The following is a 13,929-nucleotide window of genomic DNA, read 5'->3' on the forward strand; positions in this document are numbered from 1 at the left end:
GGTTTTTATGATGCGAATTGTTTTGTTCCTCCTCACTAACCTCGCTGTTATGTTGGTGTTCGGGATAATACTTTCTTTGACAGGAATTCAGGGGAGTAGTGTACAAGGTCTGATGATTATGGCTGGCCTGTTCGGTTTCGGTGGAGCGTTTGTTTCCCTATTGATGTCCAAATGGATGGCCCTGCGTTCTGTGGGGGGGCAGGTCATAGAACAGCCAGCAAATGAAGTTGAACATTGGTTAGTTGAAACTGTTCGCCGTCAAGCGGAACAAGTCAATATTGTCATGCCTCAGGTTGCGATTTATGCCGCGCCTGATATTAACGCATTCGCGACCGGAGCACGTCGTAATGCTTCTCTGGTTGCTGTCAGCACCGGTCTATTGGATAACATGAGTAGGGCGGAAGCAGAAGCTGTCATTGCTCATGAGATTAGTCATATTGCTAATGGTGATATGGTGACGATGACTTTGTTGCAAGGGATAGTAAATACTTTCGTTATCTTTATTTCCCGTCTATTGGCTCAGGCCGTATCAAGTTTCCTGTCTGGCAATAGTGACGAGGAAGAGAGTAACTCCTCTGGCAATCCGATTGTTTACATGGTTGCTTCAATGGTGTTGGAAATAGTATTTGGTATTCTGGCGAGCATTATCACAATGTGGTTCTCCCGTTATCGCGAGTTCCATGCAGATGCAGGTTCTGCTAAGTTGGTTGGTCGTGAGAAAATGATCGCTGCTTTACAGCGTCTGAAAACCAGTTATGAACCGCAGGAAGAAGGCAGTATGATGGCGTTCTGTATTAATGGTAAATCAAAAACATTCAGTGAGTTGTTCATGTCTCACCCACCATTGGACAAACGTATTGAAGCGCTGCGTAGTGGGCAATACCTGAATAAATAATATTGTGAATAAAATAAAAAGCCGGGGAGGAAATCCCGGCTTTTTTTACAGTTAAATTATAGCTGACTTAATTCAACGTGTTCTTCCTGATCGAAGATAGTTTTATCAGTTTGTCCCATCAGTTGGCTGGTAATAGTACCAGCAGTCATTGAACCACTTACATTCAGTGCCGTACGGCCCATATCAATGAGAGGCTCAACAGAAATCAATAAAGCAATCAATGTTACAGGTAGTCCCATTGCGGGTAAGACAATCAATGCCGCGAACGTAGCACCGCCACCCACACCAGCAACGCCAGCAGAGCTGATAGTGACAATGCCAACCAGTGTTGCGATCCACATCGGGTCGAGTGGGTTTATGCCAACTGTTGGAGCAACCATTGCGGCCAACATGGCAGGATAAATCCCGGCACAGCCATTTTGACCAATTGTTGCCCCAAAAGATGCTGAAAAGCTGGCGATTGATTCTGGTACGCCAATACGGAGTGTCTGGGTTTCGACATTCAGTGGAATACTGGCTGCACTGGAACGGCTGGTGAATGCAAAGGTCAACACTGGCCAGGTTTTTTTGAAAAATCTAAGTGGATTGATGCCGAGGAGAGAGAGTAGAAATCCATGAGCAACAAATACTAGCGCTAGTGCAATGTAGGATGCGATAACAAAGGTTCCCAGTTTTGCAATTTCATGGATATTAGAGTTGGCGACAACTTTGGTCATCAGGGCCATAACACCATATGGCGTTAAGCGCATAACCAGACGAACCAGTTTCATTACCCATGCCTGTATAGTGTCGATAGCGGCTAATATGCGTTTCCCCCTCTCATGATCATCTTTCAACATTTGCAGGGCAGCGATACCTAAGAAGGTTGCAAAAATAACAATGCTGATAACAGAAGTTGGATTAGCGCCAGTTAAATCTGCAAACGGATTTTTAGGAATAAAAGATAAAATCAATTGTGGTACAGATAAATCAGAAACTTTGCTGACATAGTTGTTTTCGATAGCGGACAGACGTGTTGTTTCTTGGGGACCTTGAATCAGACCTTCGGCAGTCAGACCGAACAGGTTGATAATCATGATACCGATAAGCGCGGCAATCATTGTAGTGAATAACAACGTTCCGATAGTCAGAAAGCTGATTTTTCCTAGAGAAGATGCTTTGTGTAATTTGGCGACTGCACTCAAAATAGAGGCGAATACCAGAGGCATAATGACCATTTGTAGAAGTTGTACATAACCATTACCTACAATGTTGAACCATGATATTGATTCCTTCACTATGATATTATCGGAGCCATAAATGAGTTGCAGTGCCAAGCCAAAAATAATACCAATGGCAAGGCCCGCAAAAACCTTTTTCGACAGATTCCATTGCCGTGAACTAGCTTTTGACAATAGCAAAAGCAGTGCTACGAAAACGAGCACATTCGAAATGAGTGGTAAATTCATTCCCAAACTCCAGAATTCAATTTAGTTAAGTTATAAGCTGTATCGAATCGTGTCAGGTTGTAAACGAACACATTACAACAAGCAGTTGGGGGATATAGTACCAGTTAAAATTATTCTTATTTATAACTATATAGAATTTAATATAATAAATATGACTTTTAAGGTTTATTTTTAGTCAGTCAGAGCATTAGAAATAGAGATCTTTGATGCGATTTATATAAAAAAGTATAGAATATTCAATATCTTCTGGCAGGAAAACAGAAATGACGATTAATAGGGCAGAAATAAACCTTTCTGCTTTCTTGTTTCCTTGTTTGCCAAGCACAGGTAGACAGAAACGTATTTTGATTGGCCATAATAACGGCACACCAGCAGGTGTTAGCATATCTGCAATCAGATGGCTCAAATAGCCAACAATCATGGCATGGAAAAAATCAGTTGGAATTAGCCACTCTTCCGGTATTTTTAGCCAAAATAAAGTAATCCCTAATATGAGAGCAAGTAAACTGTGAGTAAATCCTCTGTGACCACAGAGTTTGGCTACGGGAATGGAGATAAATCTGAATAATCTACCCAAGGTTGAGTTGGGGTGATCGATATCGGGTAACAAGGCAGTAAGCAGCACCCCTGGTAGCATATGCAACCAGTCTCCATTAGCTATCTCTGGTGTTATTTCTAGCTTGTGTGCCAAGATAATGCTGGCAACTGAAAATAAAAGATGCCCTTCTGCGGTCATAAATTCCTCTGACTAATAACTGTCTATCCATACAGTCGGCGAAGTATAGTGGGTTTTATGTGGGTAAGATAGAGGGTAAAAAGCAAAAATATTTTATTTATTAATATATAACGTTAATATTTAATCAAATTTTTATTTGACAGAATAAGATATAAGCGCCATGGCTATTGTGTGAACAATAAGAAACTGCCATCGACACAGATGATGGCAGCTAAAATTATAATCAGATGATGTTCATTACAGTGAGTTGTTCGAGTGAGCGCAGTTTAATATCTGCTAAAACCCAACGTGGATCATCAAAATGATGAGCGGATGGCACAACGATTGAACGCATTCTTGCAGCTTTCGTTGCTATCATTCCATTGAATGAATCTTCCAGGGTTACACAATTTATCGGAGCGACATCTAATTGCTCGGCAGCGCGCAAATAAACTTCAGGATTGGGTTTACTGTGAGGTAATTTGGCAGCAGAAACAACAGCATCAAAATAGTGATTAAGGTTAAACATTTCGAGTACTTGTTCCAGCATATATTGTGGAGAAGCAGAGGCCAGGCTGATTTTCAGTCCTTGTTTGCGGCAAAGGTTTAGAGCATATTCAACACCTGGGAGTAAAGGACGGTTTTCTTTTACCAAATCGATAACATGGTTGGTAATTCGCTGTTCCACGTCTGATTTTGATGCCCCTTGCCAGGGAGAAGCTTGGTACCAAAGCTCTACAACCTGGTCAATGCGCAACCCAAGAGTATCTGGTAGTTTTTCTGCTAAAGAGAAATCCAGACCTAATTCACTAAATACTTCTTTTTCTCCTTGGGTCCAATAGGGTTCAGAGTCAATCAGTAAACCGTCCATATCAAAAATAGCTGCTTTTATTGGTAAATGAAAAGACATTTAAGTATCTCTCTCTGGTCAGACAGTTGGCGAAAGCTGATTGTAACAATCTCGGTAGATGAAATCCTTTCCTGAACGGGAACATGGTAAGAAATGCTTAATTAAATATAAAGTTAAATTTGGTGATTGATGGGCTATGATTAGCCAAAAATAAAATCTACTTATTGCTATGAGGGGTATCGATGACTTACCAAAAAGCCGGATACATCGCTGTTATTAAGCGAGTTTTAGGTTGGGTGATTTTTATTCCGGCACTTTTATCGACCATTGTTTCTGTGATCAACCTTGCCTGGTTGCATGGTATTAAAGGTGATGGTATCAATGCGGTTTTGGATGATTTCCTGAAAATGATGGCTGAAATGGTGCGTTTTAATACCCCATTTCTGGATTTCTTCTGGAAAAATTCACCAACACCTGAGCGTCTGGCTGGTTTTACCGGATCAACGCTTGGTTTTCTGATTATCTATTTTCTTATTTTTTTCGGCCTTGCTATGAGTGCGTCAGGTCAACGGATGTATAGACAAGTGAAGTTTATACGCGAGAACATTGAAGATCAGCTTATTATTGAGAAAGCTAAAGGCAATGATGGCCTGACAAGAGAACAGATGGAGTTAAAAATTAAACTTCCTCGTCATACACTGTTCAGTCAGATTTATATCTTATATATTTCACCGGTAATTATCGGTGCAATTTTTTATTTTCTATTGAAAATCTTAGGCTGGTAGATTCTCCGTTTGGCTATAGCTGCGGAATAAAGGTTTTCGCAGCTTGATTCCCCATTTATTAGCTATTTTCAGTCAAAATATTATCGATAATATTTTGAACCGCAATAAGATTATCACCACCAAACAGATTACACCGGTTAAGCAAATAATAGAGCTGATACACAGGTTGCCGTTCAATAAAGTTGGCAGGGAGTGGCCATACGCTCTGATAGCCATCAAAAATTTGCATTGGTAAATCAGGGTATAACGGTAACATAGCGAAATCACATTCACGATCTCCCCAATAACAGGCTGGGTCGAAGGCAACGGCTTGATCATCCAACGAAGCACAATTAGCTGGCCAGAGATCGCCATGTAAGAGAGAAGGTTGTGGCTGATGGTGTTGAAGTTTGTTACTTATGGCTTGAACGATATTATCAATATCACCAAATATCATGTTTTTTTCTGCTGCGATTTGTAATTGCCAACCAACCCGCTTTTCCGCATAAAATTGGTGCCAACGTCGTTGCCAGCCATTAGGTTGTGGAGTTGTTGCCAGCATATTGTCAAAATCAAAGCCGAATTGGGGCTGCTCACTCCATTGATGAAGTTTTGCCAGTTGTTGACCGAAGCAATAGGCACTGTGAGGATCAAAAGATTTTAAAGGCAAAAATTCAAGCAATAGAAAGCTATGGTCACGTGTGTTGCCAATACCATAAACAGTTGGAACACGGATAGTCTGGCTGCGTGCCAGGAGTTCAAGCTGTTCTGATTCTGCTTTGAAGACAGGGAGCATTTCCCGCAGGTTTGATTTGACGAAAACTTGTCGTTTTCCATGTGTGACTCGCCAAGCTTGGTGGATATCCCCTCCGGCTAACTCAGTTTTATCGTGAATTTCAGCAACACCGAAATGTTCGTTTAACAAACGATTTACTGTCTGCCACATGGTTCACCTCTCTATGTCGTCAATTACTTTATGAACAATTATAGTCAGAGAAAACATATGATCAGGTAAAAAAGATGATTAACAGGGTTATATCTCAAAACAGATATAACCCTTTTTGTTATTGATTGGACTCGTTAGAGATTTGTAGGGCTGCTTGATACGTTTTACGTTTGGATTTTGTTCTTACAAGTTTTATCTGACTGTAAGCCAGTGCCAGTGTAAAGAAGATAGCCTGGACAATAACAATGCATGGCCCCGTTGCACCATCAATGTGGAAACTGATCAGAGTACCCAGGACACAGGAACTGACTGATGCAATGACAGCGACAATTAACATTCGGTCAAAACTGCGGCATAACATGAAAGCGATAATTCCCGGTGATATCAACATTGCGATAACCAAAATCATTCCCACGGCTTGCAGGGAAGCGACAATGGTCATTGACAATAGACAAAGCAAACCGTAATGCAAAAGCTTAACAGGTAATCCCACTACGCGCGCTTGGTTCGGATCGAAGCAGTAAAGCATGAAGTCTTTGCGCTTTAGCAATACTACCGCCATAGTGATACAGGTAATCCATAATGTTTGATTCAACTCATCTTTAGTGATCCCTAGTATATTTCCGAACAGAATATGAGTGAGATGTTGGTCAGTGTCTATTTGGGCAAAAAGAACTAACCCAAAGGCAAACATGCCTGAAAAGACAATTCCCATGACAGTATCTTCTTTTATCCGGCTATGTTCTTTCAGATACCCTGTTGCAACAGCACAAAAAATACCGGAAAGGAATGCGCCAATAGCCAGCGGTATACCGGCAGCGAAAGCCAGCACAATGCCTGGTAATACAGCGTGAGAGATGGCGTCACCCATTAACGACCAGCCTTTAAGAACCAGATAACAAGAGAGTATTGCACATACTGCGCCTGTTACAATAGCAGCAAATACCGCCCGTTGCATAAATGGAAACATAAACGGCTCAGTGAGTAACTGTGTCAACTCATTCATGGTTGTGTCTCCCGAGCCAAGGCTGAGGATTCTTTTCTGGCACGTATACGTGAAGCGAATAGCCCATGTTTTGGTGCAAAGAAGAACGCTAATAGGAAAATGACGGTTTGCAGTGTGACAATGACACCACCAGTAGCGCCGTTAAGGAAGAAACTTAGGTAAGCGCCGAATGCACTGGTCAGGGAACCAATAGTAACGGCAATGATCAGCAGGTGCTTAAAACGATCTGTTAATAAGTAAGCTGTTGCGCCTGGAGTGACAACCATTGCAATCACCAGAATAGCGCCGACAGTTTGTAAGGCTGCGACAGTACAAGCACTCAACAAAGTAAAAAAAATGATTTTCATCCGCAAGGGAGATAAGCCGATAGAGCGGGCATGTGTTTCATCAAAAAATACAATTAGCAAATCTTTCCAGATAAACATGAGCACGATAAATGAAATCGCAATAATGATTTCAACTTGGAGAACATCTTCATCAGCGATGCCAAGGATATTGCCGAAAATAATGGTTTGTACGTTAACCGATGTAGGGTTGAGGGAAACGATTAATAAGCCGGCCGCAAAGAAAGTGGAAAAAATAAACCCGATTACCGCATCTTCACGTAAGCGAGTGATATGACGAACTAAAGTCATCGACAGAGCTGCCAGCATTCCGGTAAAAAAAGCACCGCCTGCATAAGGAAGACCCAGCGCATAGGCACCAGCGACGCCAGGTACAACTGAGTGAGAGAGCGCGTCTCCCATCAATGACCAACCTTTTAACATCAGGTAGGAAGAAAGGAAGGCACAGACGGCACCGACGATGGCACTAACCCAGATGGCTTTTACCATGTAATTATAATGAAAAGGTTGCAGCAAAAGCTCTGTCATGATTGACGCTTCTCCTTATGCTGGCCCTGCCTTGGCGGAACATGATGATCATGACCATAAAATACGGCTGCGCGTTCATCATCAGTAATAACCGTCAAGGAGCGTGGATCATCATCATCATGTAATTCCGGGCCGGATAGATTAATATGACGAAGTACTCCACCAAAAGTCATCTCTAAATTTTTTTGGGTGAACGTTGTTTCTGTTGGGCCACTTGCCAGAACAGTTCGGTTGATTAGGATAACATGATCGCAGAATTCAGGTACGCTACCGAGGTTATGTGTAGAAACCAGAACCAGATGGCCCTCATCACGTAAATCACACAACAGGTCAATGATGGCATTCTCTGTTTTTACATCAACACCAGTAAAAGGTTCATCTAGTAATAGAACTTTACCTTCCTGAGCCAGAGCCCTTGCAAGAAAAACCCGTTTTTTCTGTCCGCCTGAGAGTTCGCCAATCTGTCGGTTACGTAGGGCCGTTAAGCCGACACGTTCAAGTGCTTTATCAACAGCTTGGTGATCTCTTTTACTTGGGATTCTCAGGAATCCCATTTTCCCATAGCGGCCCATCATAACGACATCAGAAACCAATACTGGAAAGTTCCAGTCGACTTCTTCTGTTTGAGGAACATATGCAATAATATTTTTCTTCAAAGCATTTTTGACTGGCATATTACTCAGAGTTACTTTTCCCTGAGATGGGCTTACCAGCCCCATGATAGTCTTAAACAGTGTGGATTTACCACTACCGTTAATGCCCACCAACGCACAAATAGTTCCACCGGTGATAGAAAAACTTGCATCATAAATAGCTGTGTGACCGTTGTTATAAGTCACTGTGGCGTCATCAACGACTAAATGAGGACGTTCAAACAGCATATTGCTATTCATTGATTAAATCCTTTTGCGATTGTATCTACAGTTTTGTTCAGTAAATCAATATAAGTTGGTACTGGGCCATTACTGCCAGAGAGTGAATCTACATAAAGAATACCACCATAACGGGCATCTGTTTCTTTACTGACTTGTTTAGCTGGTTTATCTGAAATTGTACTTTCGCTAAACACAACTGGGATTTTGTTTGCTCTTACAGTATCAATGACATGACGAACTTGTTGTGGTGAACCTTGTTCTTCCGCATTAATTGGCCATAGATAAACTTCCTTGAATTGGTAATCTTTAGCTAAATAGCTAAAAGCCCCTTCACTGGTGACTAACCAACGTTGATCCTGTGGAATACGAGAAAGACGCTCTCTCAGTGGAGAATCCAGTTGTGCGATTTTTTCAGCATAGGCTTTGGCATTCTTATTATAAGTTTCTGCATTTTCAGGATCGTATTTTACAAATGCTTGGCGGATATTCTCAATATAGATTAAAGCATTTGTGGGTGACATCCAGGCGTGAGGATTAGGGTTCCCGTTGTAAGGCCCTTCACGGATAGGTAGTGGTTTAATGCCGTCAGTAATAACAACGGCAGGTACATCTTTAAGATTTTCAAAGAAGCGTTCAAACCAGCGTTCTAGATTTAATCCATTCCAAAGGATCAAATCAGCATGTTGAGATTTTATAATATCTTTGGGGGTGGGTTGGTAATCATGGATTTCGGCACCAGGTTTAGTAATTGATTCAACAATCGCCGCATCACCTGCTACGTTTTGTGCGATATCCTGGATGATAGTAAAGGTCGTGACAACTTTGAATTGTTTGGCGGCAGATACCTTCTGACTAAATAAAACTATTATAGATAAGAGAATCAATGTAATTCCCAGTACTGGGGGGGAAAGCAAAAGCAGAGAAAGTTTTTTCTTCATCAATTCAAGCCTTACTTGTTATAAGTATATATATGATAACGATTATCAATATCATTTAAGTAAAGTCAAGATTATAAAATTTGGGAATAGCGATTGTTGCAATCGTTATTCCATATGATATGAACACGAATACAGTGAAAAGTTAAGTAAAAATATTTTTAGATTGTAAACGAAATTGTATATGCTGCGTTGTAGCAAAATTTGATCCAGAGGATTATAGGGTGAAATTAAGACTGAGCTTTGTGGCACTGGTCGTGTTGTTAGTCGGTTGTGCTGAGAGAAATGCTCAGCAGACAAATGTTGGTAAGCAATCCGGTCAGCAACGTATGCTTAACAATACTGCCAACGCCGCTAGAATTTCTTCTTTCCCGCCGACACCTTTTGATACCTTTATTCAACAGGCATCCAATCGGTACGGCGTTGATGAAACGCTGATCAGAGCGATTATTCAAGTTGAATCTGGTTTTCGCTCTGATACAGTCAGTAAATCGAATGCAATTGGTCTTATGCAGATAAAAGCATCGACAGCAGGGCGGGATGTGTATCGACGGAAGGGGCGTTTTGGTCAGCCAACAACTCGTGAGTTGAAAGATCCTAAAACTAATATCGATCTTGGCACTGCTTATATCAGTATCTTGAAAGAGCAGCATCTGGCAGGTATTGATAACCCTGAGATCCTCTACTATGCCACTATTGTTGCTTACGTAAATGGCGCGGGTGCTCTTTTACGTACTTTTAGTGTAGATCGTCAATTAGCCGTTAATAAAATAAACCGTATGACGCCGGATGAGTTTTATCAGTATGTTCAGGATAATCATCCAGCACCCCAGGCCCCACGCTATTTGTGGAAGGTGAAAAAGGCTTATCGTTCGTTAGTAATGGCAGATTGAGGTGTCGATAGAAATGACGATTCCATTTCTAACCGATTTTGCCAAAATATCTATTTTATTATACTGAGATTCAGCAAGAACTAGGACGAATTGCCACCATTTTTTCATGTTTCTTATAAAATCCTTTCAAGGCTTACATTGATTTCAGTATTAGATTGCGGCATTTTATCCAATTTTACAATAAAAACAGAAATCGCATTTGTCTGTCATCGCTATCATCGTGTTATTGATATGGTGGATTATTAAGGTTGTATGTCCTTTGATTTTCTAACTAAACATCGCCGTGACCTGAATGGTTGTTGGTGGTATATTTTCGCGATGTTTCGGTATTGAAGGCAGTCACTTTTTACATTGTGTGCCAATTTTAGTACCAAACTTTAATGGATTGACGAGATAATAATTTAAATCGTTATTTTAGTTGAATATCAAACTCCTTCAAGTGATCTTTCGTGTGGGTCACCACTGTAGATAAGGATTTTAAATGCCTGTTGTTACTCTTCCTGACGGTAGCCAACGTCAGTTTGACCATGCCGTTTCTGTAATGGATGTTGCCTGTGATATTGGTCCAGGTTTAGCGAAAGCATGTATTGCTGGCTGCGTAAATGGTGAGCTAGTGGATGCTTGTGAATTAATCGATTCAGATGCGAATCTTGCCATCATCACCAGTAAAGATGATGCAGGGCTGGAAATTATCCGCCATTCATGCGCTCATCTGCTAGGCCATGCGATTAAACAATTATGGCCAGATACTAAAATGGCTATTGGTCCGATTATTGATAATGGTTTTTACTATGATGTTGATCTTGGTCGTGCTCTGACGCAGGAAGATATTGAACTGCTCGAAAAGCGTATGTTGGAACTTGCCAAAAAAGACTATGACGTCATCAAGAAAAAAGTAAGTTGGCAAGAAGCGCGCGATACTTTCGTTACTCGTGGTGAAGATTATAAAGTACAAATTTTGGATGAAAACATCAGTCGAGATGATCGTCCTGGTCTCTATAATCATGAAGAATATATTGACATGTGCCGTGGCCCACATGTGCCAAATATGCGTTTCTGCCATCATTTTAAATTGCAGAAAGTCGCAGGGGCATATTGGCGTGGGGATAGCAACAATAAAATGTTGCAACGGATATATGGTACCGCATGGGCTGATAAGAAACAGCTCAATACTTATCTGCAACGTTTGGAAGAAGCGGCCAAACGTGACCATCGTAAGATTGGTAAACAATTAGATCTTTACCACATGCAGGAAGAAGCTCCAGGTATGGCGTTCTGGCATAATGATGGTTGGACTATTTTCCGTGAGCTGGAAACTTTTGTCCGGACCAAACTGAAAGAATATCAATATCAGGAAGTTAAAGGTCCGTTTATGATGGACCGTGTCATGTGGGAAAGAACGGGTCACTGGGAAAACTACGGTGAGCATATGTTTACCACTTCTTCAGAGAACCGTGAATATTGCGTTAAACCGATGAACTGCCCAGGGCATATTCAGATTTTTAACCAAGGCTTAAAATCTTACCGTGATTTACCGTTACGTATGGCTGAATTCGGTAGTTGTCATCGTAATGAACCATCTGGGGCATTACATGGTTTGATGCGTGTTCGTGGTTTTACTCAGGATGATGCTCATATCTTCTGTACAGAAGAGCAAATTCACCGGGAAGTCAGCAGTTGCATTAAGATGGTGTATGACGTTTACAGCACTTTTGGTTTTGAAAAGATCATAGTTAAGCTGTCAACCCGCCCGGAAAAGCGCATTGGTACTGAAGAACAATGGAATCAAGCGGAAGAGGCTTTGGCGGCGGCACTACAAGAAAATGGTGTTCAATTTGAATATCAGCCAGGTGAAGGTGCCTTCTACGGACCGAAAATTGAATTTACTTTGCATGATTGTTTGGATCGTGCGTGGCAATGTGGTACTGTGCAACTCGACTTTTCACTACCAGGCCGTTTGAATGCGTCCTACGTAGGTGAAAATAATGAACGTAAAGTTCCTGTAATGATTCACCGTGCGGTTCTGGGTTCACTGGAACGGTTTATCGGCATCCTAACTGAAGAGTATGCGGGTTTTTTCCCAACATGGATTGCTCCACAGCAGGTAGTGGTGATGAATATCACCGATAATCAGGCTGATTATGTACAGGAATTAGTAAAAAAACTTCAAGATGCAGGCATCCGTGCAAAAGCAGACTTGAGAAACGAGAAGATTGGCTTTAAAATCCGTGAACACACTCTACGTCGTGTTCCCTACATGCTTGTCTGTGGTGAAAAAGAGGTCGAATCGGGGAAGGTTTCCGTTCGTACCCGCCGTGGTAAAGATTTGGGCAGCATTGATGTTAACGAGTTCATCGAAAAACTGCTTATAGAAATACGCAGTCGTAATCTTCATCAATTGGAGGAATAAGGTATTAAAGGCGGAAAAAGAATTCAAACAGCGCGTCCTAATCGCATTAATGGAGAAATTCGCGCTTCTGAAGTTCGTTTAACAGGTTTAGATGGCGAACAGATTGGCATTGTCAGTCTGAGGGAAGCTCTTGAAAAAGCTGAGGAAGCGGGTGTTGATTTAGTTGAAATCAGCCCGAATGCCGAGCCGCCGGTTTGCCGTATTATGGATTACGGCAAGTTCCTCTATGAGAAGAGTAAGTCGACTAAAGAGCAGAAGAAAAAACAAAAAGTTATTCAGGTTAAGGAAATTAAGTTCCGTCCTGGTACAGATGAAGGCGACTATCAGGTCAAACTACGCAACCTGGTTCGTTTTCTGGAAGATGGCGATAAAGCCAAAATCACCCTGCGTTTCCGTGGGCGTGAAATGGCACACCAACAGATTGGTGTCGAAATGCTTAACCGCATCCGCGGCGATCTGGATGAACTGGCGGTAGTCGAATCCTTCCCTTCGAAGATTGAAGGCCGTCAGATGATAATGGTGCTCGCTCCTAAGAAGAAATAGTTAGGCAATCAAGTAATAAGCTCCAGTCGGTTCATCTGGTTGGGGCTTGTTCGCCTGATTAATTCGTTGTAATTCACAATGCGAAGTGGAAATTAAAATGCCAAAGATTAAAACAGTACGCGGCGCCGCTAAACGCTTTAAAAAAACTGCAAGTGGTGGTTTTAAGCGTAAGCACGCTAACCTTCGTCACATTCTGACTAAGAAATCAACCAAACGTAAGCGTCATTTACGTCCAAAAGGCATGGTCTCCAAAGGTGATCTGGGCTTGGTTATTGCTTGTCTGCCGTACGCATAAGCAATTTTTAGATTAGAATTCAGAGACGATAGGAGAAGTATATGGCTCGCGTAAAACGTGGTGTTGTCGCCCGTGCACGTCACAAGAAAATTTTAAAGCAAGCGAAAGGTTACTATGGTGCCCGTTCGCGCGTTTACCGTGTTGCCTTCCAGGCAGTAATCAAAGCAGGGCAGTACGCTTACCGTGACCGTCGTCAGCGTAAACGTCAGTTCCGTCAACTGTGGATTGCACGTATCAACGCTGCGGCACGTCAGAATGGTCTGTCCTACAGCCGTTTCATTGATGGCCTGAAAAAGGCTTCTGTTGAAATCGACCGTAAGATCCTGGCTGACATCGCTGTGTTTGACAAAGTAGCGTTTGCTGCTTTAGTTGAGAAAGCGAAGAGCGCTCTGGCATAAGTTAGAGTAGTGAGAGGGGGAGCATGCTCCCTCTTTTACTTTGTTTGAAAATGTGGCTTACTAGAGCGTCGTTGTCAGAAAACA

At 41.8% G+C, this 13,929-nt stretch carries 15 protein-coding genes; 7 read left to right on the forward strand and 8 right to left on the reverse strand.

Annotation, left to right across the window (positions count from 1 at the left end):
• The first annotated feature begins 7 nt into the window (after positions 1–7).
• The gene (gene htpX, locus D3222_RS10710; protein ID WP_118986144.1) at positions 8–895 is read left to right on the forward strand and encodes a protease HtpX; all 888 of its coding nucleotides are present in this window, start codon (positions 8–10) and stop codon (positions 893–895) included.
• A gap of 56 nt (positions 896–951) precedes the next feature.
• Here htpX and D3222_RS10715 read toward each other — a convergent pair whose 3' ends face one another.
• The 3 genes from D3222_RS10715 to hxpB all read right to left on the reverse strand — a co-directional run bounded on the left by D3222_RS10715 (position 952) and on the right by hxpB (position 3,968).
• A complete protein-coding gene (locus tag D3222_RS10715) occupies positions 952–2,343 on the reverse strand; it encodes an L-cystine transporter (protein WP_198672788.1) in 1,392 nt (463 codons plus the stop codon).
• Between the two features lie 187 nt (positions 2,344–2,530).
• Positions 2,531–3,079, reverse strand: coding sequence for a metal-dependent hydrolase (locus D3222_RS10720; protein ID WP_118986146.1), 549 nt, complete (start codon positions 3,077–3,079; stop codon positions 2,531–2,533).
• A 223-nt stretch (positions 3,080–3,302) separates the two neighbouring features.
• The gene (gene hxpB, locus D3222_RS10725) at positions 3,303–3,968 is read right to left on the reverse strand and encodes a hexitol phosphatase HxpB (RefSeq protein ID WP_118986147.1); all 666 of its coding nucleotides are present in this window, start codon (positions 3,966–3,968) and stop codon (positions 3,303–3,305) included.
• 182 nt (positions 3,969–4,150) lie between these two features.
• On the opposite strand from hxpB, the gene D3222_RS10730 reads away from it, so the two are divergent.
• Positions 4,151–4,693: a YniB family protein gene (locus tag D3222_RS10730; RefSeq protein ID WP_118986148.1), complete on the forward strand. Its 543-nt coding sequence runs from the start codon at positions 4,151–4,153 to the stop codon at positions 4,691–4,693.
• Positions 4,694–4,751: 58 nt separating this feature from the next.
• On the opposite strand, the gene D3222_RS10735 is transcribed toward D3222_RS10730, so the two are convergent.
• The 5 genes from D3222_RS10735 to D3222_RS10755 all read right to left on the reverse strand — a co-directional run bounded on the left by D3222_RS10735 (position 4,752) and on the right by D3222_RS10755 (position 9,309).
• Positions 4,752–5,618, reverse strand: coding sequence for a fructosamine kinase family protein (locus D3222_RS10735; RefSeq protein ID WP_118986149.1), 867 nt, complete (start codon positions 5,616–5,618; stop codon positions 4,752–4,754).
• Positions 5,619–5,736: 118 nt separating this feature from the next.
• Complete coding sequence (locus D3222_RS10740; protein WP_118986150.1) at positions 5,737–6,624, reverse strand: metal ABC transporter permease; 888 nt, start codon at positions 6,622–6,624, stop codon at positions 5,737–5,739.
• On the reverse strand, positions 6,621–7,496 hold the full coding sequence (locus D3222_RS10745; RefSeq protein ID WP_118986151.1) for a metal ABC transporter permease: 876 nt from the start codon (positions 7,494–7,496) through the stop codon (positions 6,621–6,623). Before D3222_RS10745 ends, D3222_RS10740 begins: the two co-directional genes overlap by 4 nt.
• Complete coding sequence (locus D3222_RS10750; RefSeq protein WP_118986152.1) at positions 7,493–8,389, reverse strand: manganese/iron ABC transporter ATP-binding protein; 897 nt, start codon at positions 8,387–8,389, stop codon at positions 7,493–7,495. The genes D3222_RS10745 and D3222_RS10750 overlap by 4 nt, the downstream gene beginning before the upstream one ends.
• Positions 8,386–9,309 carry a metal ABC transporter substrate-binding protein gene (locus D3222_RS10755; RefSeq protein WP_118986153.1) on the reverse strand — a complete coding sequence of 308 codons (924 nt, stop codon included), beginning with the start codon at positions 9,307–9,309 and terminating at the stop codon, positions 8,386–8,388. The genes D3222_RS10750 and D3222_RS10755 overlap by 4 nt, the downstream gene beginning before the upstream one ends.
• Positions 9,310–9,530: 221 nt before the next feature.
• On the opposite strand from D3222_RS10755, the gene D3222_RS10760 reads away from it, so the two are divergent.
• The 5 genes from D3222_RS10760 to rplT all read left to right on the forward strand — a co-directional run bounded on the left by D3222_RS10760 (position 9,531) and on the right by rplT (position 13,845).
• The gene (locus tag D3222_RS10760) at positions 9,531–10,199 is read left to right on the forward strand and encodes a transglycosylase SLT domain-containing protein (protein WP_118986154.1); all 669 of its coding nucleotides are present in this window, start codon (positions 9,531–9,533) and stop codon (positions 10,197–10,199) included.
• 481 nt (positions 10,200–10,680) lie between these two features.
• Positions 10,681–12,609 carry a threonine--tRNA ligase gene (gene thrS, locus D3222_RS10765; RefSeq protein WP_118986155.1) on the forward strand — a complete coding sequence of 643 codons (1,929 nt, stop codon included), beginning with the start codon at positions 10,681–10,683 and terminating at the stop codon, positions 12,607–12,609.
• A gap of 3 nt (positions 12,610–12,612) precedes the next feature.
• Complete coding sequence (infC, locus tag D3222_RS10770; RefSeq protein WP_118986156.1) at positions 12,613–13,152, forward strand: translation initiation factor IF-3; 540 nt, start codon at positions 12,613–12,615, stop codon at positions 13,150–13,152.
• 97 nt (positions 13,153–13,249) lie between these two features.
• The gene (gene rpmI / locus D3222_RS10775) at positions 13,250–13,447 is read left to right on the forward strand and encodes a 50S ribosomal protein L35 (RefSeq protein WP_004157374.1); all 198 of its coding nucleotides are present in this window, start codon (positions 13,250–13,252) and stop codon (positions 13,445–13,447) included.
• A 41-nt stretch (positions 13,448–13,488) separates the two neighbouring features.
• Positions 13,489–13,845: a 50S ribosomal protein L20 gene (gene rplT, locus D3222_RS10780; protein ID WP_021323015.1), complete on the forward strand. Its 357-nt coding sequence runs from the start codon at positions 13,489–13,491 to the stop codon at positions 13,843–13,845.
• The last annotated feature ends 84 nt before the right edge of the window (positions 13,846–13,929 follow it).

This window comes from Photorhabdus sp. CRCIA-P01, assembly GCF_003545805.1.
Taxonomy (GTDB): Bacteria; Pseudomonadota; Gammaproteobacteria; order Enterobacterales; family Enterobacteriaceae; genus Photorhabdus; species Photorhabdus antumapuensis.